This window comes from Azospirillum sp. B21 (genome assembly GCF_008364825.1).
Lineage (GTDB): Bacteria > Pseudomonadota > Alphaproteobacteria > Azospirillales > Azospirillaceae > Azospirillum.
The window spans coordinates 26,959-48,048 of sequence record NZ_VTTO01000026.1; the positions used below are offsets into that span (position 1 = coordinate 26,959).

The following is a 21,090-nucleotide window of genomic DNA, read 5'->3' on the forward strand; positions in this document are numbered from 1 at the left end:
TACCATTTTACTGCGGAACAATCCGGGTTGCCCCCGCCCGCAGTCTTTGACATACTACCATACAAGAATGCGAGCCAACGCCTCGCGCAATCGCTCCGCCGGGAAGGAAACCAACCCACATGCAATCCCCTGCGACCTCTTCCCTGCCCCGTCTCGGTGCCACCAGCCTGTCTACCCTGCCGGCGGCGGTGGCGCGGCCGGCCTACGACCGCAAGGCGTTGGAACTCGGGGTCGTCCATCTCGGCGTCGGCGCTTTCCAGCGCGCCCATCAGGCAGCCTACACCGACGCCTTGCTGGAAAAGCGGTTCGGACCCTGGGGCATCGCCGGCGTCAGCCTGCGCAGCCCCGACACCCGCGACGCGCTGGAGCCGCAGGACGGGCTCTATACCGTCGCGGTGCGCGATGCGGAGGGGGAGCGGCTGCGGGTGATCGGCTGCCTGCTGGAACTGCTGGTGGCACATGAGGACCCGCAGGCGGTGCTGGAGCGGATGTGCCTCCCTTCGGTGCGCATCGTCACCCTGACGGTGACGGAGAAGGGCTATTGCCACGATCCGGCCACCGGTGCGCTGAACGAGGATCATCCCGACATCCGCCACGACCTGGACAATCCGGCCAAGCCGCGCACCGCCATCGGCTTCATCGCGGAGGCGCTGGCCCGCCGCCGTGCCGCCGGGCTGCCGCCCTTCACCGTGCTGAGCTGTGACAACCTGCCGAGCAACGGCGACACGGTCGCCCGAATCCTGCGCCGCTTCGCCGAACTGCGCGATCCGGACTTCGGTGCCTGGGTCGGGGAAACCGTCGCCTGCCCGAACAGCATGGTCGACCGCATCGTCCCCGCCACCACGGAGGCGGACCGCGCCCGCGTGTCCCAATCGCTCGGCCTGCAGGATGCTTGGCCGGTGGTGACGGAACCCTTCACCCAATGGGTGGTCGAGGACCGCTTCCCCGCCGGCCGCCCGGCCTGGGAGGAGGTGGGGGTCGAGCTGGTCGCCGACGTCCATCCCTATGAGACGATGAAGCTGCGGCTGCTGAACGGCAGCCACTCCACCATCGCCTATCTGGGCTATCTGGCGGGCTACGAGACGGTGTCGGACACCATGGCCGATCCCGCCTTCGCCACTCTGGTCCGCAACCTGATGGACCGGGAGACCGGCCCGACGCTGCACATGCCGCCCGGCGCGGATCTGGAGCAGTACAAGGACGCGCTGATTGCCCGCTTCCGCAATCCGGCGCTGCGCCACCGCACCTGGCAGATCGCCATGGACGGCACGCAGAAGCTGCCGCAGCGCCTGCTGAATCCGATCCGCGAGCGCCTCGCCGCCGGGGAGTCCATCGACCGGCTGGCCTTGGCCGTCGCCGCCTGGATGCGCTACGTCGCCGGCATCGACGAGAAGGGCCAGCCCATCGATGTGCGCGATCCGCTGTCCGCCCGGCTTGCGGAGATCGCCGCATCCACCGCCGGCAACCCGGACCGGCTGGCCGAGGCGCTGTTCGGCCTGACCGCCGTGTTCGGCGACGATCTGCCGCGCGACCCGCGATTCACCGGACCGGTTACCGCCGCGCTCAAGCGCCTGTTCGCCGAGGGTGCCCGCGCCGTGGTCGCCGCCACCGCCTGACCCCGCTTTCACAGCATCACCTTATCCTGGGGAGTGTTCCCGTGGTTGCCTTGACCGTCGAAAAGCCGCATGTGCTGGCCCTTCGCCCCGAAAACGCTCCGGATGCCGGGCCGGTCAAAGCCGGCGAGGTGCTGGTCCGCGTCCAACGCGCCGGCATCTGTGGGTCGGACCTGCACATCTACCACGGCTCCAACCCCTTCGCGGTCTATCCCCGCGTGATCGGACACGAGTTCGCCGGCACGGTCGAGGCGGTCGGCGACGGCGTGGGCGACGTCGCGGTCGGCGACCATGTGGTGGTCGATCCGGTGGTGTCCTGCGGACGCTGTTATGCCTGCCGGGCCGGCCGCAGCAACGTCTGCGCCAACCTGGAGGTGTTCGGCGTCCACCGCGACGGCGGCTTCCGCAATCATGTGGTGGTGCCTGCCGCCAATGCGGTGAAGGTGCGTTCCGACCTGCCGATTTCGATCGCAGCATTGGCGGAGCCGCTGTCGATCGCCGCGAACGTGCTGTCGCGCACCGGCATCGGCGCCGACGACACGGTGCTGGTCTATGGCGCCGGGACGGTCGGGCTGACGGTGGTGCAGGTCGCCAAGCTGCACGGCGCCCGCTGCATCGTCGCCGACCTCGACGACAAGAGGCTGGAGCGCGCGAAGGAGTTCGGCGCCGATGTCGTGCTCAACTCCTCGCGCGTGTCGGTTCCCGATGCCGTGCGCGACGAAAATGACGGGCTCGGCCCGACGGTGGTGATCGACGGGGCGGGCGTGCCGGCCCTGCTGGAGGAGGCCTGCCGCCTCGCCAGCCCGGCCGCGCGCATCGGCCTGCTGGGCTTCTCGCCGGCCCCCTGCAACATCAGCCAGCAGGAGATCGTGAAGAAGGAACTGACGCTGGTCGGCTCCCGCCTGAACCGCCGCCTGCTGCCGCAGGTGATCGAGTGGCTGGAGAGTGGCAAGCTGCAGCCGGCGGCGATGATCACCCAGGTCTTCCCGATCACCGACGCGGCGAGCGCCTTCTCCCTGATCGAGACCGACCCGTCCAGCACGATCAAGGTGCAGCTCGACTTCGAAAGCTGATCGACGGCCAAAGGGCATCCATCAGCAAACAATGGCGGACTGGATCCGCCGAAAACGGAGGAACACCAGGATGAACAGCAAGACCCCGATCTCGCGCCGCACGCTGGCCAAAAGCATCGGTCTCGGTGCCGGCATCGCCGCCGGCGCGACGCTGCTGGGCGGCATCGCCGCACCCGCCATCGTCCGCGCCCAGGCCAAGACGACGCTGAAGCTCGGCCACCTCGCCAACGAGGAGAATGTCTGGCACAAGGCCTCGCTGGTCTTCGCCGAGGAAGTTGCCAAGCGCACGAACGGCGCGGTCGAGGTCAAGGTGTTCCCCAACGAGCAGCTTGGCAAGGAAACCGACCTGATCAAGGGCATCCAGCTCGGCACCATCGACTTCACCATCACCGGCGAATCCCTGCAGAACTGGGCGCCGGCCGCGGCATTGCTGGCGGTCCCCTACGGCATCCGCGACCTCGACCATCTGGACAAGGTCGTCACCGGCGAGCCGGGCCGCAAGATCGCCGAATCCATCGAGCAGAAGACCCAGCTGGTCCCGCTGACCTACTTCGCCCGCGGCCCGCGCAACCTGACCAGCAAGCGCCCGATCAAGTCGCCGGACGAGTTGAACGGCCTGAAGATGCGCGTGCCGAACGTGCCGCTGTTCGTGTCCTTCTGGCAGGGGCTGGGCGCCAAGCCGACGCCGATGGCCTTCTCGGAAGTGTTCACCGGCTTGCAGAACGACACCATCGAGGCGCAGGAGAACCCGCTGGCCCTGATCAAGTCGGCCAGCTTCTACGAGGTCCAGAAATACGTGAATCAGACGGAGCACGTCATCAGCTGGATCTATCTGGTCGGCGGATCGAAGAAGATGGGCCGCCTGCCGGCGGAGCAGCGCACCGCCATCATGGAAGCAGCCAAGGCGGCGCAGGCCGCCGAGCGCAAGCTGTTCATCGAGGACGAGGCCAAGCTCGCCGCCGACCTGAAGGCCAAGGGCATGGAGTTCGTCACGGTCGACAAGGCGGCCTTCGCAGAGAAGGGCCGCGCCGCCGTGGTCGCCGCCCTGTCGCCGGAGATCAAGCCGATCTACGACGAAATCCTCGCGGTGAAGTGAGGGGGATTGACCCAGGCCCTCTCCCGCCTTGGGAGTGTCCCCTCTCCCCCCCGGGGAGAGGGTTAGGGTGAGGGTGGCGAGGATTCTCGCGATAGCCACGCCATGCATCCCCCTCACCCCGACCCTCTCCCCGGGGGGGAGAGGGGGATCTCCTCGGGTGCGCTTTCCCCAACCGCAAGAGCCTTCTCCATGCGCACAGCCTTTGCCGCCGCGGTGTCGGCCGTATCCGCCCTTTGCCGTTGGGGTACCCTGGCGGCGATCGGCGTCCTCATCGTCGTCGTGACCATCCAGGTGCTGGGGCGCGTCCCCGGCTTTCCTTCCCCGGCCTGGACGGAGGAGGTGGCCCGTTTCGCGCTAGTCCATCTCGTCGCCTTCTCCTGCGGTCTGGCGCTGCTGCGCGGCGAGCTGGTGAACGTGGACATGTTCATCCTGCTGTTGCCCAAGCCGGCGCAATGGGCGGTCGCCCGGCTGGTCGACGTGGCGATCCTGGTCTTCGCCGTCGCCATCATCCCCGGCGCCTGGGACTACGTCGTCGGCAGCATCGGTGAGCGCGCGCGCTCCATCAACGTCCCGATGATCTGGGTCTATGTGGTGACGCTGATCATCCCGGTCTCGCTCGCCTTCTTCTCCATCGCCCGCCTTGCCGGGTTCGGACGCGACTCCGCGCCGCCCAGCCATGGGGAAACCGTCTGATGGTCACCGCACTGTTCCTTACCTTCGCCATCCTGCTGATCCTGGGCGCGCCGGTCGGCATCGCGCTGGGCGGCGCCTCGGCGGTCTATCTCGTCGGCAGCGATATCGATCTCGCGGTGGTTCCGCAGTTCATGTATGCGGGTATGGACAGCTTCGTGCTGCTCTGCATCCCCGGATTCGTGCTGGCCGGCAACCTGATGAACGGCGGCGGCATCACCGACCAGATCGTTCTGTTCAGCAACCGGCTGGTCGGCCATATCCGCGGCGGCCTCGGCCTTGCCAACGTCACGGGCTCGATGGTGTTCGCCGGCATTTCCGGCACCGCGGTGGCGGAGACCGCCTCCATCGGGTCTGTGATGATCCCGGCGATGCGCAAGTCCGGCTACGATGCGCCCTTCGCCGCCGCGGTGACCGCCGCCGCCTCCACCGTCGGGCCGATCATCCCGCCCAGCGTCCCGATGATCATCGTCGGCACCCTGACCGGCCTATCGGTCGGCAAGATGTTCATGGCCGGCGCCATTCCGGGCCTGCTGCTGGGTCTCGGCATGATGCTGACGGTCTGGATCCTGGCCCGCGTCCGCAATTACCCGCGGGAGCCGTGGCAGGGCTTCGGCGCCCTGCTGCGGGCCAGCCGCGGCGCCTTCTGGGCGCTGCTGATGACGGCGATCATCCTGTTCGGCATCGTCGGCGGCTATTTCACCCCGACCGAGGCGTCCATCGTTGCGGCGCTCTATGCCTTCGTCATCGGGCTGTTCGTCTACAAGGGCTTCACCCTGCGCCAGCTGCCGGCGATCCTGCTGGAAAGCGCCATCGGGTCGGGCGGGCTGATCCTGCTGGTGGGCCTCGCCAACGTCTTCGGCTGGATCCTGACAAGCGAGCAGATCCCGCAGGCCATCGCCGCCTCCATGCTGGCGCTGACCACCAACAAGTACCTGATCATCCTGATGATCAATATCCTGCTGCTGATCGTCGGCACCTTCATGGAGACGATCGCGGCGCTGATCATCCTGTTCCCGCCGCTGCTGGCGGTGGCGACCCAGGTCGGCATCGATCCGATCCATTTCGCCACCTTCGCCGTACTGAACCTGATGATCGGCCTGACCACCCCGCCGGTCGGCGTCTGCCTGTTCGTCGCGGCCAACATCGCGAAGATCTCGCTGGGTGCGATCACCAAGGCGATCTGGCCCTTCCTGCTCTGCAACATCGTGATCCTGTTCCTGGTGTCCTACGTGCCGGCATTGTCGCTCTGGCTGCCGAGCCTGCTTTTCCGCTGATTTTCCAAATTCCAAAGCCCCTCTCTTTCCAAGGAGTTCGAAGCCATGGAACAATCCTGGCGCTGGTTCGGCCCCGAAGACGCCATCAAGCTGAACCACATCCGCCAAGCCGGCGCCACCGGCGTGGTCACCGCCCTGCACCACATCCCCTACGGCGTCGTCTGGTCGGTTGAGGAGATCCAGAAGCGCAAGGCGATGATCGAGTCCGACGAGGAGCTCGGCCTCAGCTGGACCGTCACCGAAAGCCTGCCGGTGCACGAGGCGATCAAGATCGGCGAAGGCGACCTGACGGAGCTGTTCGACAACTACCGCCAGTCGATGCGCAACCTCGCCGCCTGCGGCGTGACCACCATCTGCTACAACTTCATGCCGGTGCTGGACTGGACGCGGACGGAGCTGGCCGCGGCGCTGCCGGGCGGCGGCACCTCGCTGCGCTTCAACGCCCATGAGCATGCGGCCTTCGACGTCTACATGCTGGAGCGTCCGGGTGCGGAGGACGATCACTCCCCGGAGGTGATGGCCAAGGCGAAGGAGTGGTTCGACCGCTCCTCCGAAAGCGACCGGGCGAAGCTGCTGTCGAACATCATGGCCGGCCTGCCGGGCGCCTACGACCGTTACGACATCCCCGGCCTGCGCAAGATGATCGCGCGCTTCAACGGCATGACCGCCGACGGCCTGCGCGAGACGCTGGCCCGCTTCCTGCGCGAGGTGATCCCGACGGCGGAAGAGGTCGGCATCCGCATGGCGATCCATCCCGACGACCCGCCCCGCCCGCTGTTCGGCCTGCCCCGCGTCGTCAGCACCGAGGACGACCTCGCCCACCTCATTGGCGCGGTGAAGTCGCCCAACAACGGCCTGACCTTCTGCACCGGCTCGCTGGGAGCGGGGCAGACCAACGACGTACCGGCGATGGCCAAGCGCTTCGTCGAGGACATCCACTTCGTCCACCTGCGCAACGTCGCCAAGGAGCCGGACGGGTCCTTCGAGGAAGCCGACCATCTCGGCGGCGACGTCGACATGGTGTTGGTCGTCACCACCCTGCTGGAGGAGCAGAAGCGCCGCCGGGACGCCGGCAACGACAACTGGCGCCTGCCCTTCCGCCCCGACCATGGCCATGAGCTGCTGGACGACATCGGCAAGCCGACCCACCCCGGCTACCCGATGATCGGCCGCCTGCGCGGTCTGGCCGAGATCCGCGGCGTGATGACCGCCGTCGCGGCGATGAAGCAGCTGCCGGTGTGAGGACGTCGCGCCGGCCTCACCCGCCGGCGCGCATCCCCAGCCGGGCGAGCTTCTTGTAGAAGGCGGCGCGGGAGATGCCGAGCGCCCGTGCCGCCTCCGTCGCCCGGCCACCGCTGGCGGCGAGCGCACGACCCAGCAGCCCACGCTCGAACTCGTCGAACGCCGCGTCGTAGCCCGGCAGGGGCTGCGATTCCGCTTGGACCAACTGCTGGACCGGCGCCGGACGAGCCGTCTCGGCCAGTTCAACGTCCCCCAAATCCGGCAGCGCCTCCGCAAGGTCGGCGGCGGTAAGGCGGCGGTTGTCGGTCAGCAGGCAGGCGCGTTCCAGCACGTTGCGCAGCTCGCGCACGTTGCCCGGCCAGCGGTGGCGGCCCAGCGCCTCCACCGCCTCCGGGGTCAGGCCGCGCAGGGGAAGCCCGGTGCGGGCGGCGATCTCCTGAAGGATGGATTCGGCGATGGCCTCCAGTCCGCCACCCATCTCGGCCAGAGCCGGCAGGCGGATCGGCAGCACGTTCAGCCGGTAATAGAGGTCGGAGCGGAAACGGCCGTCGCGGATCCGCTGCTCCAGATCGACGTTCGTCGCCGCGATCACCCGCACATCCACCTTCACCGGCCGGTCGGAGCCGAGCGGTTCGATCTCCTGCTCCTGCAATGCCCGCAGCAGTTTGGCCTGCAGCCCCAGCGGCATGTCGCCGATCTCGTCAAGGAACAGGGTGCCGCCGTTGGCGGTCTTGAAGCGCCCTTCCCGCCCGCGGCGGTCGAGCCCGGTATAGGCGCCGGGCACCGCGCCGAAGAATTCCGCCTCCAGCAGCGTTTCCGGGATTGCCGCCACATTGACGCCGACGAAGGACCGGCCGCTGCGGGCCGACAAGCCATGGATTGCCTGGGCGATCAGTTCCTTGCCGGTGCCGGTCTCGCCCAGCAGCAGGATCGGCGCATCGGTGCGGGCGGCGAGACGGGCCTTGCGCTTGACCTCAAGGCACACCGGGCTGTCGCCGACATAGCTCTGCAGCGTGTAGCGCGGCTGCCGCCCCTCGTCGAGCCGGCGTTTGGTCGCCGCCAGTTCCGCCTCCAGCCGCGACAGTTCGGCCAGCAGCGGCTTCAGCCGGTGCAGGCTGTCATACAGGACGAAGCCGACGGCGCCGATTACCGCGCCGTCGTCGTCGGTCAGGGGGAAGCGGGTCACCACCAGCCGCTGGGTGCCGAACAGCATCAGGTCGAGCAGGATCGGCTGGCCGGTCGCCAGGACCTGGCGCATCTGCGAATGGGGGATGATCTCCTCCACCTCGCGGCCGATGGCCTCGGCGGGGTCGGCGATGCCCAGCATGCGGGCGTATTTGGCGTTGATCCACACCACGCGGGCGTCGCGGTCGACCGCCACGGTGCCTTCGGACTGGGTCTCCAGCGCCTCGAAAAGCGACGGGATGGCGCGGCGATGCAGCAGAGCGGCGCCGCCTTCGAAGGCATCGCCGTCGAAGGGACGGGCGTCCAGCCCATCGCCTGACAACCTGTCGCTGTCCGTTCCCTGCGTCACCCCGGCCGCTCCCCTGTGTCCGTCCGTGCCATCCCCCGTGTTATCGGGACCGCGCGCTGAATCCGCAATGGCGGAACGGGCCGCCGGCCTACTCCGACCATGGTGCCGCACCCCCTTGCGGAGTTGCGGCGGGCCGGTCCATGCTGCGCCCGCGCCATGGTCCGGACCCGTCGCGGCCCGGCAGCAGCTGTCCACCGGAGCCGTCTTGCCCTTGCCGTCCGCCCCGTCATGCTGAGCCTGCCTGCCATCCTCCTGCTGGCCGCGGTGCTGGCGACGCTGTGGACGGCGTGGCGCAGCTGGGTCCTGCCGCCCTTCCCCGGCCGGTTCAACTTCGTGGCGATGCAGCTTTCGGCCTCCTGGTGGGCGACCGCCGCCGCCATCGAGACCATCGTCCCGGCACCGGCGGACAAGCTGTTCTGGGCGGAGATGGCCTGGCTCGGCATCGTCGGCGCGCCGAGCTTCTGGGCGCTGTTCCTGTGGTCCTACACGCGGGAGGAGCTGCCGTCGCGCTGGCGGCTGGTGCCGGCCGTGGTGGGGACGGCGACCTGGGCGGCGGCGTTGACCAACGACAGCCACCGGCTGATGTACACCACGGTCCACCCCGTCAGCGACGCGCCGGGTGCCGCCCTGGTCTACGGCCACGGGCTGCTGTTCTTCGTCGTCACCATCTATCTCTACGCCTTCATGGTGATGAGCATCGTCGTCACCGCCAACGGCGTCCACCGGGCCACGCCGGCCTACCGCACCCACTATCTGGGATTTCTGGTGGCGATGGCGGTGCCGTGGGTGGCGAATGTCGGCTATGTCACCGGCAACCTGACCCTGTTCGACCTGGACCCGACCCCTTTCAGCTTTCTTCTCATGGGAGCGGTCTTTTATTGGTTGATCACCCGGCGGCGTCTGTTCGACCTGCTGCCGGTCGCCCGCGACGCCCTGCTGGACGCGGTGCCGGATCCGGTGTTGGTCCTGGACGCCGACGGCACGGTGGTGGAGGCGAACCCCGCCGCTCGGGCGCTGGTGTGCGACCGCCAGCCGCTCGGCCGCCGGCTGGCCGAGCTTCCCGGCCTGTCGGTCCTGTCGTTCGGCACCTCCGCCACGCTGCCGGTTCCTCTGACGCTGGAGTGCGACGGCGGCCAGCGCAGCTTCGAGGCGACGCGGGTGCCGCTGACCTCCGGCAGCCGCGGCGGCGGACGGTCGGGACCGCGGGAGGTCGGCTGTCTGCTCATGCTGCGCGACGTCACTCACCGCCGCCGGGCGGAGGCGCGGCTGGAGGACACCGTCCGCCGCCTGGACCTTGCCCGGCTGGAGGCGGAGGAACGGCTTGTCGCGGAGCAGGAGGCCAAGCGGGCGCTGAAGGGTTTCCTCTCGATGACCGCGCACGAGTTCAAGACGCCGCTCGCCATCATCGACGGCGCCGCCCAGATCCTGCTGCTGGATGCGGAGATGAAGGCTCCCGGCATGCTTCCGCGGCTGGAAAAGATCCGCCGTGCAGTGCGCCGGCAGGTCAACATCCTGGAGACCTGCCTTGCCGACGACCGGCTGAGCGACCCTGCCTTCGCTCTGCGCCGCGATCCGCTGGACCTGCCGGCCCTGCTGCGCGCTGCGGCGGCGGCCCAGGGCGACGCCGCTCCCGGCCGGCGGATCGAGCTTGACCTGAAGGACTGCCCGGCGGGCATGACCGGTGACGGTCCGATGCTGGAGCTGTGCGTCCACAACCTGCTGAACAACGCGCTGAAGTACTCGCCGGCCGGCTCGCCGGTGCGGCTGCGCGCGTGGATCGAGGTGGGGCCGGGCGGGCAGTCGGAACTGGCGCTGTCCGTGGCCGACCAGGGCATCGGCATTCCGGCCGACGAGGTGGAACGGGTGTTCGACCGCTTTTTCCGCGCCACCAACACCGGGACGGCGGCGGGAAGCGGCGTCGGGCTGAACATGGTCCGCCGCATCGCCGCGCTGCATGGCGGAACGGTGACGGTGGACAGCCGGCTGGGCGAGGGCAGCGTCTTCACGCTGCGCATCCCGCTCCGCCAGGAGGCGCTCTGCGAGGAAGGGATGGCGGGCATGCCGGCGGAGTAATCCGCTGGGGAGATCGTTTCTTGCATTGATTGCCCGGTGAAGGGAATAATCCCGCTCCCTCCATCTGGACCCTGGCAATATGAGCGATCACGACCCCACCGTCGTCCGGCCGGTGCCGAAACCCCGCGTCCCCCTTGGCATCGAAGAGGTGCTGGTCGCCGTCACCATGGCGGTGGTGGCGCTGATCACCTTCGCCAATGTCGTGGTGCGCTACCTGACCGACGTGTCCTTCGCCTTCACCGAGGAATATTCGATCGCCCTGATGGTGATCCTGACCTTCCTTGGCGCCTCGGCCGCGGTGGTGAAGGACCGCCACATCCGCATCACCTTCGTCACCGACAAGATGTCGCCCGCCAACCGTCGCAGGGCGGAACAGTTCGCCATGGCCTGCGTGGCGGTGATGTACGGGCTGCTGGTGGTCTACGGCGCCTGGACGACCTGGGACGACTACCGGTTCGAAGTGACGTCGCCGGCGCTGGGGCTGCCGCAGTGGATCTACACGATCTGGCTGCCGGTGCTGTCGCTGGTGGTGCTGGCCCGCACGGTCGGCCGGATGATCCGCATCCACAAGGGCACCGAGCCGCTGGAAACCGGCCATATCCCGGAGGGCGAGCCGTGATCACCACCCTGCTTTTCGGGTCCTTCCTGGTCATGATGGTGCTGGGCGTGCCGATCGCCGCCGCTCTGGGGCTGGCGGGTACCGCCGCCATCGCCTTCGCCCATCTCGGCGTCATTTCGGTCCCGACCAGCGTCTATACCGGCATCGCCAAGTACCCGCTGCTGACCATCCCGATGTTCGTGCTGGCCGGCACCATCTTCGACCGGTCGGGGGTGGCGCAGAAGCTGGTGCGCTTCGCCACCGCCATCGTCGGCCAGGGCAAGGGCGCGCTGGCGGTCATCGCGGTGGTGGTGGCGATGATGATGGGCGGCATCTCCGGTTCGGGTCCCGCCATCGCCGCCGCGGTCTGCGGCGTGATGGCGCCCAGCATGATCCGCGCCGGCTATCCCCGCCCCTACATCGCCAGCGTCATCGCAGCGGCGGCGGCCACCGACATCCTGATCCCGCCGTCGGTGGCGCTGATCATCTACAGCGTGCTGGTGCCCGCCGCCCCGACCACCTCGATGTTCGCCGCCGGCATCATTCCCGGCACGCTGGCCGGCCTTGCCCTGATCGTTCCGGTCTATTGGCTGGCGCGGAAGCACAACCTGGGCGCCAAGCTGTCGCACGAGCCGCGTCCGCCCTTCTGGCGCAGCCTGTGGGATGCCGCGCTCGGCCTGTTCGCCAAGGTCATCATCCTGGGCGGCCTGCGCTTCGGCATCTTCACCCCGACCGAGGCGGCGGTGATCGCGGTGGCTTACGGCCTGCTGCTGGGCATGGTGGTCTACCGCACCATCCGCTTCCGCGACCTCTATTCCATGCTGGTGGACGCGGCGGAGATTTCGGCCATCATTCTGACGGTGATCGCGCTTGCGAGCGTGTTCGGCTGGGCGCTCAGCACCCTGTCGGTGATCGATCCAATCGCCGATGCCATCATCCATTCCGGCCTCGGCGAGTATGGCGTGCTGGCGCTGTTGGTGGTGATGCTGACGGTCATCGGCACCTTCCTGGACGGCATCTCGATCTTCATCATCCTGCTGCCGCTGCTGATCCCCATCGCCCAGGCCTACAACTGGGACCTGACCTGGTTCGGCGTCATCCTGACCCTGATGATCGCCGTCGGCCAGTTCACCCCGCCGATGGCGGTCAACCTGATGGTCGCCTGCCGGATGACCGGTTGCAGGATGGAAGACACAGTGCGTTGGGTGCTGTGGCCGCTCGTCACCCTGCTGCTGGTGGTGGTCGCGGTGATCGTCTGGCCCGATCTGGCGCTGTGGATGCCGCGGCAGATGGGGTTCTAAAGAGTGCGGGCGACGTCGCGGCTGGTCAGATGCAGGCTGGCCGCGGCGTCGTAGCCGCGCCTTGCGATCTTGCCAGCCGCTGCCGCCTCGAACGCCGCGCGATGGGCGGCGGCATGAGCGAGGCAATCAGCCGGCGTCGGCTCCCGCAGGCCGAGCAGGGCGCGGAAGGCCAGCCGATGGACGGCGCACCAGCCGCCATGCCCCGCCGGTCGGAAGACCAGCGCGTCGATGTCGTTCCGCCAGGTCAGGCCCTCCGCGGTCATTCGCGCAGACCCAGCCGCTTGGCGAGCCGGAACAGGTTGCTGCGGTCGAGCCCGAGCGACCCGGCCGCCTTCGCCCAGTTTCCGCCGTGGCGGTTCAACTGGTCCTGGATCATGCGCCGCTGAAGCTCCTCCACCGCATCCCGCAATGGGAGATTCTCCGCCGGCAGATGGGCCGGCGAATCCGGCAGGCGGGGCTGCGGCATGGCTGCCGTCGGCGCTGCGATCCCCTCCCCCACCTCCTCCAGTCCGAGATCAGCCGGGGTCAGGGTCAGAACGCCGCCATCCGGCGGGCGGGCGGCGCGGGCGCGGATGGCGCCGCGGCCGATGGCATGTTCCAGTTCCCGCACGTTCCCAGGCCAGGGGTAGGACAACATGCGCCGCTCCGCCGCCGCCGACAGGCGCAGGTTGCGCAGGCCCAGCCGCGCCCGGTTGCGCTCCAGGAACAGGCCGGCCAGCCGCAGGACGTCGGTGCCGCGGTCGCGCAGCGGCGGCACCCGCAGCGGATAGACGCTGAGCCGGTGATAGACGTCGGCGCGGAAGCGGCCTTCCCGCACTTCCGCCGCCAGATCGCGGTTGGTGGCGGCGATCACCCGCACGTCCACGGTGATGTGGCGGTCGGAGCCGACGCGCTGGATTTCGCCGTTCTGCAGCGCCCGCAGCATCTTCGCCTGTGCCGCAAGCGGCAGCTCGCCGACCTCGTCGAGGAACAGGGTGCCGCCGTCGGCCAGTTCGAACTTGCCGCGCCGGTCGCTCACCGCACCGGAGAAGGCGCCGCGCACATGGCCGAACAGCTCGCTTTCCACCAGCGCGTCCGGCAGCGCCGCACAGTTCACATGAACCAGCGGGCCGGCCACACGGCTGGAGCGGGCGTGCAGACGGCGGGCCACCAGTTCCTTGCCCACCCCGGTCTCACCCAGCACCAGGACGACGAGGTCGCTGGCCGCCACCGTGTCGATTTCCGTCAGCAGGGCCGCCATCGCCGGGCTGGTGCCGACCGTGCCGGATTCGAGGTCCGCCGGCGGATCGTCGATCTCCCTGATACCCGGGCTGCCGCCATTTGTGAGAGCCGCGCGCCGTTCCACCGCGGTGGCGAGGTCGGCGGCCAGCCGCGCCCAGGCTGCGATCGCCCCCTCCCAGCCGTCGAAGCGTCCTTCGTTCAGCGCATCCAGGGTCAGCATGCCCCACCGACGTCCATCCACGTTCAGCGGTGCTCCGACGCAGTCATGAACATGCAGCCGCTGCTTCAGGTCGGGGATCAGCCCGTCATAGGGGTCGGGAAGCTCGCAGTCGGGGGGAAAGCGCAACGGCCCGCCGCCCGTTTCGGCGATCGCCCGCAATCGGGGATGATCATCCAACGCGAAGCGCCGGCCAAGCGTGTCCGGGCTGAGCCCGCGCGTGGCGAGCGGAACCAGCAATGCATCGCTTGAGCGACCGTCATGGCGCAACAGCGCACAGGCATCGCAGGGCAGGTGCCGCGCCATCAGATCCAGCAGCAGCGGCCACAGCCGCACAGGATCATCCAGCATGCGCAGCAGCGCGCCGGCTTCGTCCAGCGTGAGAAATGTTGTCGGAATGACCGCGCCGTTGTCCATCAGACATCATAGCCGACGTGGTCGCTTTGACAACATTCCTCCCGCACCGCACGGAATTCCGCCCCTGCGTCGCTTTGGCACAGGGATTGCCAGTCAGTTGCGACATCGTGACGCGCAAAAGGATTGCTCACTCTCATGCTGACGCCTGCCCAGATCGCCGTCATCAAGGCCACCGCCCCGGTGGTCGCCGCCAACGCCAACCGGATCACCGGCACCTTCTATCCCCTGATGTTCGAGCGCTTCCCCGAGGTGCGCGCCGTCTTCAACCAGAGCCACCAGCGCAACAGCGCCCAGCCGGAAGCGCTGGCCAACGCCATCATCGCCTATGCCTCCAACATCGACCGGCTGGAGGTTCTGGATCCGGCGGTCGAAGGCATCGTGCAGAAGCACGTCTCGCTGAACATCACACCCGACCAGTACAAGATCGTCGGCACCTGCCTGATGGAAGCCATCGGCAAGGTCCTGGGCGATGCCGTGACGGCGGAGGTCGCCGATGCCTGGGGCGCGGCCTACTGGCAACTCGCCGACCTGCTGATCGCGGCGGAAGAGAAGGAATATGCCCGCAAGGCTGCGCTCACCGGCGGTTGGCGCGGTGCGCGCCGTTTCAGGATCGTGGAGAAGACGCCGGAAAGCGCCGTCATCACCTCCTTCCGGCTGGCGCCGGTGGATGGCGGGCGGGTGATGGATTTCCAGCCCGGTCAGTATCTCGGCCTGCGGCTGGCCGTCGACGGAGAGACCGTCCACCGCAACTACAGCCTGTCGGCCTCGCCCAACGGCCGCGATTACCGCATTTCGGTGAAGCGGGAGCCGCAGGGGGTGGTCTCCGGATTCCTGCATGACCGCGCGCAGGTCGGCGACGAGATCGACGTCTACCCGCCGGCCGGCGAATTCGTGCTGCGCGAGGGGACCGGCCCGCTGTTGCTGATCACCGGCGGCGTGGGGCAGACCCCCGCGCTGCCGCTGGCCGAACAGGCACTGGCGGCCGGCCGCAAGGTGATCTACGTGCATGCGGCGCTCAACGGCTCGGTCCACGCATTCCGCGAGCAGATCGACCGTCTGGCCGAACTGCACGACAGCCTGAAGCCGGTCTATTGCTATGCCGATCCGCAGCCGGGCGACCGGCCGCACATGGTTGGCCTGCTCGACCAGGATCGCTTGGGCGGCCTGCTGCCGAAGGATGCAGGGGTTGCTGCCTATGTCGTCGGCCCGAAGCCCTTCATGGCCGCGGTGGTGAAGGCGCTGACCGCGCTGGGCCTTCCGGAGTCGGCGATCGTCCACGAGTTCTTCGGCCCCCGGGAAGCGCTCGCCTGAAGCTCGCCTTACCGGCGGCACCTGATCATTGTCTCCACTCTGGCGGTTCGGCCCTTCCACCTTGGGCCGGCCCGTCCTTGCCTCTGCCTCGCGGATGTCACGCCCGCGCTCGCCGGTTGTGAGTAAAACTGTTATATCACTACGAATACGCGACCATCAGACGGACATGCGCCATTACAAGCGGCATGAATAAGCCATCGCTGCGCCTATTCGCTGAAGCCGTTCTATGACCACGACAAACCGCCATCGCAGCGCAGCAACTTTCATCCCGGTTGGCGGAAAGATCGTGGATTCTCCTTATTTATTTCTTAGCGAATTTGGCGCTTTCCTAGTCACGTAACTGTCAAATTATTTACAAAGTGTTCCCTTCCTGTGACATCGCCACCAACAGTCCGGCGAAGGGGGCGGATGCAACGACCAATGCGGCGAGAGCCGGAACGGCCGGCCGCAGAAGAGACCTGAATGTGCCTGTGCGCGAGCGCCAGGGGGGAGGACGGGATGTCGAACGATAGTCACCGGAACAAGCCCGCGAAGGGCAATGCCTGGTATTCCGGCCTGCGTGGAAAGCTGATGATCGCCATCGGCGTCGTGCTGTCCGGCACGCTGGTGGCTGCAGCCGTGGCGCTGATCGGCTACGCCAACGTGCGCACCACCATCGACGCCATTGTTGGCGAGGCGGTGCCGGCGATGACCGAAGGCATGGGCGTGGCACAGCAGGCCGAACGGCTGGTCGCGCTGGCGCCGGAACTGACCTCCGCCGACAAGGCCGCCGCGCGCGAGGCGGTGTCCGCCCGCATCGCCGCGGCGAAGGAGGAGTTCAACGCGCGCCTCGACCGGCTGCGGGCCACCGGTTCCGCCGGTGCCCAGCTGACCGCCATCGAAGACTCTTCGAAGGGGCTGCTCGGCAACCTCGCGCAGCTCGATCAGGCGGCGGCGGATCGGGTCGCGCTTGCCGCGGCGCGGGAGGTGATGCTGCCCAAGGTTACGGCTGCGGAAGCGGAAATCCAGAAGTTCACCGCGCCCTGGACCTCCGTCCTGAACAATGAGGAGGAGCAGGCGCGCTCGACCCTGGCCGAGCCCGACGCCGAGCCCGCCATCCTGCGCGAGGCGGCGACCACCCTGAACCGGGTCATGGCCCAGAAGAAGCCGTTGGCCACGGTCACCGCCGAAGCCGCCAACGTCCGCAACATGCTGATGGAAGCGGCGAGCACCCGCGACGACCAGCGGCTTGCGATCATCGAGACGCGCGTCGGCGTGTCGCTGGCCGGACTCGCGAATGCCGCGCAGGCCTTGCCTGAACGTTTGGCCACCGTCGCCACCAAGCAGGCGGAGCTTCTGACCGGATATTCCGTCGGCGAGGAGTCGATGGTCACCCTGCGCCAGAAGGAGCTGGCGATCGAGGGCTATTTCGCCCAGCTGCTGGAGAGCAACCACGCGCTGGCCGGCACCCTGTCCAAGGGCATCGCCACGCTGGTCGACGCCCAGAAGCAGGGCATCTCGGAGGCCAGCGGCGCCACCACCCGCATGCTGGACAACAGCCGCCTGACCCAGATCGCGGTGGCGGCCGTCAGCATCCTGGTGTCGATCCTGGTCGTCTGGCTCTATATCGGCCGGGTCATCATCGGCCGGATGCTGGCACTGAAGGCCGGAATGGGCCGTATCGCCGCCGGCGACTTGGATGCGGAGATCGCGCTGCATGGTCATGACGAGATCGCTGAGATGGGGGCGGCACTGCTGATCTTCCGCGACACCGCGCGCGAGGTGGAAACCACCCGCGCCGCTGCGGAGGCCGAACGCCAGCGGGCGGCCGGCGAACGCCGCGACGCCATGCTGTCGCTGGCCGACCAGTTCGAGAACGGCGTGAAGGTGGTGGTGGAGACGGTGTCCGCCGCCGCGACCCAGATGCACCAGACCGCCGCCGGCATGGTGGCGACCGCCGACGACACGTCCCGCCAGGCCGGCAGCGCCGCCGAGGCGGCGGAGACCGCATCGGTCAACGTCGACGGTGCGGCCTCCGCCGCCCATGAGCTGTCGCAGTCGATCAGCGAGATCGCCCGGCAGGTGACCGAATCGGCGGCGATCGCCGCCAAGGCTGCCAGCGAGGCGGAGCGCACCGACGGCACGATGCGCGAGCTGAACGAGGCGGCCAGCCGGATCGGCGCCGTCCTGGACCTGATCTCCGACATCGCCGGCCAGACCAACCTGCTGGCGCTCAACGCGACGATCGAGGCCGCCCGCGCCGGTGAGGCTGGCAAGGGCTTCGCCGTCGTAGCGCAGGAGGTCAAGCAACTGGCCAGCCAGACGGCCAAGGCCACCGACCAGATCGCCGGCCAGATCGGCGCCATGCAGCAGGCGACCGGCGAGGCGGTGAACGCCATCCGCAGCATCGGCACGACCATCGGCCGGCTGAACGACATCGCCGCCAGCATCGCCGCGGCGGTGGAGCAGCAGGGTGCGGCCACCTCGGAAATCGCCCGCAATGTCCAGCAGGCGGCGGGCGGCACCGCCCAGGCCTCGCAGAACATCGGCGAGGTCCGCACCGCCGCCGGCCAGACCGGCCAGTCGGCGCAGGAGGTCCTGTCGGTCGCCCAGGAGGTCACGAACCAGACCAGCCACCTGCAGCAGCAGATCGACCGCTTCCTGCGTCAGGTGCGGTCGGCGTGAACTTCATCTGGTAAAGCCCCTCTCCCCTTGTGGGAGAGGGGGATCGTCCAAATCAGCCCTGGACGACCGTCTGGCGCTGGGTGCCGAGACCCTCGATACCCAGTTCCACCACGTCGCCGGCCTTCAGGAAGACCTGCGGCTTCTGGCCCATGCCGACGCCCGGCGGGGTGCCGGTGGAGATGATGTCGCCCGGCTGCAGGCTCATGAAGCGCGACAGGTAGGACACCAGATAGCGCACGCCATAGACCATGGTGGCGCTGCTGCCGTCCTGATAGCGGTGGCCGTTGACCTCCAGCCACATCTTCAGCTTCTGCGGGTCCTCGACTTCGTCACGCGTCACCAGCCAGGGACCGGTCGGGCCGAAGCTGTCGCAGCTCTTGCCCTTGGTCCACTGCCCCTGCTTTTCGATCTGGAAGGCGCGCTCGGACACGTCATTGACGATGCAATAGCCGGCGACATGGTCCATCGCCTCGTCCTCCGAGACGTATTTGGCCGTCTTGCCGATCACGAAGGCCAGTTCGACCTCCCAATCGGTCTTCTCCGACCCGCGCGGCAGTTCGATCGGATCGTTCGGACCGACGATGGCGCTGGTCGCCTTCATGAAGATGATCGGCTCCGGCGGCACCGCCATCCCGGTCTCCGCCGCGTGGTCGGAGAAGTTCAGGCCGATGCAGACCATCTTGCCGACACGCCCGACGCAGGGGCCGAGGCGCGGGGTGCCCTCCACCAGCGGCAGCGTCACCGGGTCGATCGCCCGCAGGCGGTCCAGCCCGTCCGGCAGCAGCGCCGCACCGGCGATATCGTCCACATGGGCGGACAGGTCGCGGATGCGGCCTTCGGCGTCGAGCAATCCCGGCTTTTCCTGGCCCGGCGGGCCGTAGCGCAGCAGTTTCATGAACACTCTTCCCTGATAGGAGTTCGGCGCCCGCCGATCCTGACCGGACGGCGCGGAAAGTAAAGGGGGTGAACGAACGAAATGTAGCGTTACTTCACAGATCGGTCGACAACGCCGCAAGTCTGTAGTAAAACTACATCAGGTTCGCAGGCAGCCGGAACGGCCGCCGCACCTCCCCAGGTGGACTCCCGCATGCTGGACACGATCGCATCCTCACTCGACAGGCTCCGCCGGGCGGAAGCCGCGGTGGCGCGTACCGTGCTGGCGGCACCCCATGCCGCCGTGCGCGCCAGTCTGGCCCAGCTCGCGGGCAAGGCCGGGGTCAGCGAACCGTCCGTCCTGCGCTTCTGCCGCACCGCCGGCTTTGGCGGCTTCCATGAATTCAAGATCGCGCTGGCCCAGCATCTGGCGGCATCCGCCGCACGGGAAGAGGCCGGCGACCGCCCGACCCCGCTGGTGCGCGACCTCTCCCCCGGCGACAGCGTCGCCAGTGCGACGGAAAAGGTGCTGAACCGCTCCATCGACGCGCTGGTCCGCCTGCGCAGCCGTCTGGACACCGTGGCCCTGGAGCGCGCGGCCGGCGTGCTGGCCTGTGCGCAGCGGGTGCAGATCGTCGGCGTCGGCGCGTCCGGCACCGTGGCGCTCGACGCCCACCACAAGCTGTTCCGCCTGCTGCCGCAGGTGACCGCCAGTGCCGACGCCCATTTCCAGGCAATGGCGGCCGCGACGCTTGGCCCCGGCGATGCGTTGCTGGCGATCTCCAAGACCGGCACCAGCGACGAGATCTTCGACGTCGCCGCGATCGCGCGCGACGGCGGTGCGACGGTGATCGCCATCACCGCATCGGCCACGCCGCTCGCCGAACGCGCCGACATCCGCCTGACCGTCGATGTGGACGAGGACACCGCGGTCCACACCCCGATGGCCTCCCGTCTTGCCCAACTGGCTCTGATCGACGCCCTGACCGTCGCCGTCGGCCTGCAGGCTCCTCCCGGTCTGGACCGACGCCTTGCCCGCATCAAGGCCGTGCTGGCCGGGCATCACCGCGTGCCGGACCGTCCGGCCTCCGCCGCTCCGTCACTTTCCCTGTCCCCCCAGAAGAGTCCCGAGGAATCCTGATGTCCACCATCCCGACCGCTTCCGAGATCCTGGACCAGCTCGCCGCCTACGGTGTCGTGCCGGTCATCCGCAACAGCTCCGCCGATCTGGCGCGCACCGCCGTCAGCTGGCTGCGCGAGGCCGGCTACGGCACCTTCGAAATCACGATGACCACCCCCGGCGCCGTCGGCCTGATCGAGGAGCTGTCGGCGGAGGGCGGCGCCCTGATCGGCGCCGGCACCGTCCTGACCCCGGCGGCGGTCGCCGACGTGGTGAAGGCCGGCGCCAAGTATGTCGTGTCGCCCTGCGTCGTGCCGAAGGTGGCCGCCGCCTGCCGCGACCATGGCGTGGCCTGCCTGATGGGCGCCCTGACCCCGACCGAGGTGCATGCCGCCATCTCCGCCGGTGCCGACGCCATCAAGATCTTCCCGGCCTCCACCGTCGGCCCGGCGCACATCAAAGCGCTGAAGTCGGTCTTCCCCGGCGTCCGCTTCGTCCCCACCGGCGGCATCGACGCCACCACCGTGGCCTCCTATGTCGCGGCCGGCGTGGCCTGCGTCGGGGCCGGCGGCAAGCTGGTCGACGAGGGTCTGGTCAAGAAGGGCGACCGCGAGGCCATCATGGCCGCCGGCCGCCAGTTGATGGACGCCTATCGGGCCGCCAAGGGCGCCTGATACCCGCTGGGAAAATCCTGCCGCCCGGCCGGGGCAAAGCTGCCGGGCGGCAGGATAGGCGCATATGATTTCCATTTACTATCAATAGCTTACGCT

The 21,090-nt window shown here is 68.5% G+C and carries 17 protein-coding genes; 13 read left to right on the forward strand and 4 right to left on the reverse strand.

The window, feature by feature from the left end:
- Positions 1 to 119 precede the first annotated feature (119 nt).
- From FZ983_RS31285 to uxuA, 6 genes are all read left to right on the forward strand, one after another.
- The gene (locus FZ983_RS31285) at positions 120 to 1,616 is read left to right on the forward strand and encodes a mannitol dehydrogenase family protein (protein WP_149228518.1); all 1,497 of its coding nucleotides are present in this window, start codon (positions 120 to 122) and stop codon (positions 1,614 to 1,616) included.
- 41 nt (positions 1,617 to 1,657) lie between these two features.
- Positions 1,658 to 2,686, forward strand: a complete 1,029-nt coding sequence (locus FZ983_RS31290) for a Zn-dependent oxidoreductase (RefSeq protein WP_149228520.1) — start codon at positions 1,658 to 1,660, stop codon at positions 2,684 to 2,686.
- A 70-nt stretch (positions 2,687 to 2,756) separates the two neighbouring features.
- Entirely contained in the window at positions 2,757 to 3,782 is a 1,026-nt protein-coding gene (locus tag FZ983_RS31295) for a TRAP transporter substrate-binding protein (protein WP_149228522.1), read from the forward strand.
- 189 nt (positions 3,783 to 3,971) lie between these two features.
- A complete protein-coding gene (locus FZ983_RS31305) occupies positions 3,972 to 4,475 on the forward strand; it encodes a TRAP transporter small permease subunit (RefSeq protein ID WP_149228525.1) in 504 nt (167 codons plus the stop codon).
- Positions 4,475 to 5,749, forward strand: coding sequence for a TRAP transporter large permease (locus FZ983_RS31310; protein WP_149228527.1), 1,275 nt, complete (start codon positions 4,475 to 4,477; stop codon positions 5,747 to 5,749). Before FZ983_RS31305 ends, FZ983_RS31310 begins: the two co-directional genes overlap by 1 nt.
- Before the next feature lie 45 nt (positions 5,750 to 5,794).
- Entirely contained in the window at positions 5,795 to 6,991 is a 1,197-nt protein-coding gene (gene uxuA / locus FZ983_RS31315) for a mannonate dehydratase (RefSeq protein ID WP_149228529.1), read from the forward strand.
- Positions 6,992 to 7,007: 16 nt separating this feature from the next.
- Here uxuA and FZ983_RS31320 read toward each other — a convergent pair whose 3' ends face one another.
- A complete protein-coding gene (locus FZ983_RS31320; protein WP_149228531.1) occupies positions 7,008 to 8,525 on the reverse strand; it encodes a sigma 54-interacting transcriptional regulator in 1,518 nt (505 codons plus the stop codon).
- Between the two features lie 228 nt (positions 8,526 to 8,753).
- Between FZ983_RS31320 and FZ983_RS31325 the strand changes: the two genes are divergently transcribed.
- The 3 genes from FZ983_RS31325 to FZ983_RS31335 all read left to right on the forward strand — a co-directional run bounded on the left by FZ983_RS31325 (position 8,754) and on the right by FZ983_RS31335 (position 12,497).
- Positions 8,754 to 10,598, forward strand: coding sequence for a histidine kinase N-terminal 7TM domain-containing protein (locus FZ983_RS31325; protein ID WP_149228533.1), 1,845 nt, complete (start codon positions 8,754 to 8,756; stop codon positions 10,596 to 10,598).
- A gap of 79 nt (positions 10,599 to 10,677) precedes the next feature.
- Entirely contained in the window at positions 10,678 to 11,217 is a 540-nt protein-coding gene (locus FZ983_RS31330) for a TRAP transporter small permease (RefSeq protein WP_149228535.1), read from the forward strand.
- Positions 11,214 to 12,497: a TRAP transporter large permease gene (locus FZ983_RS31335; RefSeq protein WP_149228537.1), complete on the forward strand. Its 1,284-nt coding sequence runs from the start codon at positions 11,214 to 11,216 to the stop codon at positions 12,495 to 12,497. The genes FZ983_RS31330 and FZ983_RS31335 overlap by 4 nt, the downstream gene beginning before the upstream one ends.
- On the opposite strand, the gene FZ983_RS31340 is transcribed toward FZ983_RS31335, so the two are convergent.
- Complete coding sequence (locus FZ983_RS31340; RefSeq protein ID WP_149228539.1) at positions 12,494 to 12,760, reverse strand: DUF1488 family protein; 267 nt, start codon at positions 12,758 to 12,760, stop codon at positions 12,494 to 12,496. The two genes, FZ983_RS31335 and FZ983_RS31340, sit on opposite strands and share 4 nt — an antisense overlap.
- Positions 12,757 to 14,352, reverse strand: a complete 1,596-nt coding sequence (gene norR / locus FZ983_RS31345; RefSeq protein WP_149228541.1) for a nitric oxide reductase transcriptional regulator NorR — start codon at positions 14,350 to 14,352, stop codon at positions 12,757 to 12,759. The genes FZ983_RS31340 and norR overlap by 4 nt, the downstream gene beginning before the upstream one ends.
- A gap of 135 nt (positions 14,353 to 14,487) precedes the next feature.
- Between norR and hmpA the strand changes: the two genes are divergently transcribed.
- Together hmpA and FZ983_RS31355 are read left to right on the forward strand one after the other, a co-directional pair.
- Positions 14,488 to 15,663: an NO-inducible flavohemoprotein gene (gene hmpA / locus FZ983_RS31350; protein ID WP_149228543.1), complete on the forward strand. Its 1,176-nt coding sequence runs from the start codon at positions 14,488 to 14,490 to the stop codon at positions 15,661 to 15,663.
- A gap of 498 nt (positions 15,664 to 16,161) precedes the next feature.
- Positions 16,162 to 18,327: a methyl-accepting chemotaxis protein gene (locus FZ983_RS31355; protein WP_149228545.1), complete on the forward strand. Its 2,166-nt coding sequence runs from the start codon at positions 16,162 to 16,164 to the stop codon at positions 18,325 to 18,327.
- Between the two features lie 52 nt (positions 18,328 to 18,379).
- On the opposite strand, the gene FZ983_RS31360 is transcribed toward FZ983_RS31355, so the two are convergent.
- Positions 18,380 to 19,222, reverse strand: coding sequence for a fumarylacetoacetate hydrolase family protein (locus FZ983_RS31360; protein WP_149228547.1), 843 nt, complete (start codon positions 19,220 to 19,222; stop codon positions 18,380 to 18,382).
- Between the two features lie 192 nt (positions 19,223 to 19,414).
- Here FZ983_RS31360 and FZ983_RS31365 point away from each other — a divergent pair, with 192 nt between their 5' ends.
- Both FZ983_RS31365 and FZ983_RS31370 read left to right on the forward strand, forming a co-directional pair.
- Complete coding sequence (locus tag FZ983_RS31365) at positions 19,415 to 20,341, forward strand: MurR/RpiR family transcriptional regulator (protein WP_149228549.1); 927 nt, start codon at positions 19,415 to 19,417, stop codon at positions 20,339 to 20,341.
- Entirely contained in the window at positions 20,341 to 20,994 is a 654-nt protein-coding gene (locus tag FZ983_RS31370; protein ID WP_149228551.1) for a bifunctional 4-hydroxy-2-oxoglutarate aldolase/2-dehydro-3-deoxy-phosphogluconate aldolase, read from the forward strand. The genes FZ983_RS31365 and FZ983_RS31370 overlap by 1 nt, the downstream gene beginning before the upstream one ends.
- The last annotated feature ends 96 nt before the right edge of the window (positions 20,995 to 21,090 follow it).

Bases quoted from the DNA above. Each gene is read 5' to 3' on its own strand.
- hmpA (WP_149228543.1), top strand. From the start codon at position 14,488: ATGCTGACGCCTGCCCAGATCGCCGTCATCAAGGCCACCGCCCCGGTG.
- FZ983_RS31365 (WP_149228549.1), top strand. From the start codon at position 19,415: ATGCTGGACACGATCGCATCCTCACTCGACAGGCTCCGCCGGGCGGAA.
- uxuA (WP_149228529.1), top strand. From the start codon at position 5,795: ATGGAACAATCCTGGCGCTGGTTCGGCCCCGAAGACGCCATCAAGCTG.
- FZ983_RS31355 (WP_149228545.1), top strand. From the start codon at position 16,162: ATGTCGAACGATAGTCACCGGAACAAGCCCGCGAAGGGCAATGCCTGG.
- FZ983_RS31305 (WP_149228525.1), top strand. From the start codon at position 3,972: ATGCGCACAGCCTTTGCCGCCGCGGTGTCGGCCGTATCCGCCCTTTGC.
- FZ983_RS31340 (WP_149228539.1), bottom strand. From the start codon at position 12,760: ATGACCGCGGAGGGCCTGACCTGGCGGAACGACATCGACGCGCTGGTC.
- norR (WP_149228541.1), bottom strand. From the start codon at position 14,352: ATGGACAACGGCGCGGTCATTCCGACAACATTTCTCACGCTGGACGAA.
- FZ983_RS31325 (WP_149228533.1), top strand. From the start codon at position 8,754: ATGCTGAGCCTGCCTGCCATCCTCCTGCTGGCCGCGGTGCTGGCGACG.
- FZ983_RS31330 (WP_149228535.1), top strand. From the start codon at position 10,678: ATGAGCGATCACGACCCCACCGTCGTCCGGCCGGTGCCGAAACCCCGC.
- FZ983_RS31295 (WP_149228522.1), top strand. From the start codon at position 2,757: ATGAACAGCAAGACCCCGATCTCGCGCCGCACGCTGGCCAAAAGCATC.
- FZ983_RS31360 (WP_149228547.1), bottom strand. From the start codon at position 19,222: ATGAAACTGCTGCGCTACGGCCCGCCGGGCCAGGAAAAGCCGGGATTG.
- FZ983_RS31285 (WP_149228518.1), top strand. From the start codon at position 120: ATGCAATCCCCTGCGACCTCTTCCCTGCCCCGTCTCGGTGCCACCAGC.
- FZ983_RS31370 (WP_149228551.1), top strand. From the start codon at position 20,341: ATGTCCACCATCCCGACCGCTTCCGAGATCCTGGACCAGCTCGCCGCC.
- FZ983_RS31310 (WP_149228527.1), top strand. From the start codon at position 4,475: ATGGTCACCGCACTGTTCCTTACCTTCGCCATCCTGCTGATCCTGGGC.